Below are 1,252 nucleotides of genomic sequence, written 5' to 3' on the forward strand. Positions count from 1 at the left end.
GGGACTGCCCCGAGTTCAGTTGACTCGTTGGGTTAGTGGTTTTATGCGGCGTTGAGGGCCATGTTGATTGTCTCAAACTCGATCGGGGTGAGTTTACCGAGGCGGCGTTGCCGACGCTTGCGGTGGTAGGTCCGCTCAATCCAGACCACGATCGCCAGGCGTAGTTCCTCCCGGGTCGACCATCGTTGCCGGTCGAGGACGTTCTTCTGCAGGAGGGCGAAGAAGGACTCCATCGCGGCGTTGTCGCCGCACGCGCCGACTCGGCCCATCGACCCGGTGATGCCGTTGTTCTTCAACACCCGCACGAAGGCGTTCGAGCGGAATTGCGAGCCTCTGTCGGAGTGCAGAATCGTGCCATCGATCTCGCGCTGCCCGATCGCGTTGCGGGCCGCAGCGACCGCCAGAGACGCTTTCATCCGGGAGTCGATCGAGTAGCCGACGATCTTGTTCGACCAGACGTCCTTGATCGCGCAGAGATACAGTTTGCCCTCATCGGTGCAATGCTCGGTGATGTCCGTCAACCACAGCTGGTTCGGGCCTATCGCGGTGAAGTTCCGCTGGACATGGTCATCATGGACGGGCGGGCCGGCCTTGCCCCTCAGACCACGTTTCTTCGCGAACACGGACCACAGCCGCTGCTGGGAGCACAACCGCCAGACCCGGTTCTCGCCCGCCTTCAAGCCCGCCTGGTGGAGCTCGTCGGCGATGAAGCGGTAACCGAACGCCGGGTCATCCTGGTGGGCCTCCCACGCGGCGTTGGTCAGGTGAGCGTCATCCCAATCACGCTGCGAGACCGGGTTTCGGAGCCACTGATAGAAGCCTTGTTTGGAGAAGGACAACACCCGGCAGGTCACCGTGACGGGGACACCGTCGACGGCCAGTTCACGGACCAGCGGGTACATCATTTTGGGTTGACATCCCGGGAGAGATACGCGACCGCGCGGCGCATCACCTCGGCCTCCTGCTCCAGCAACCGGATCCGTTTCCGCGCCTCACGCAGCTCAGCCGACTCCTTCTCCGTGACCCCGGGCTTCACCCCCTCTTCGACATCGGCTCTCTTCAACCAGTTCGCCAGGCACGACTCGGAGATACCGAAGTCCTTCGCGATCTGGTTCAGCGGGGCTTCGTGCTTGCGAGCGACCGCGACGACATCGCGCCGGAACTCGAGTGGGTAGGGCTTGGGCATGGTGACATCCTTCCAGCGGAGACGAATCTCCACAGGTCAGGAGTCAACCAAACCGGGGGCAGTCCC

1 protein-coding gene is annotated in these 1,252 nt (G+C 62.9%); it reads right to left on the reverse strand.

From position 1 onward, the window contains the following. Positions 1-41 precede the first annotated feature (41 nt). Positions 42-1,186 (reverse strand): IS3 family transposase gene (locus tag ABIB54_RS17835; RefSeq protein WP_354576875.1). Its coding sequence is split into 2 segments (ribosomal slippage): positions 42-907 and positions 907-1,186, totalling 1,146 coding nucleotides; the frame shifts between segments, so codons are not numbered across the junction. Positions 1,187-1,252 lie beyond the last annotated feature (66 nt).

The organism is Frigoribacterium sp. UYMn621 (genome assembly GCF_040549525.1).
GTDB lineage: Bacteria > Actinomycetota > Actinomycetes > Actinomycetales > Microbacteriaceae > Lacisediminihabitans.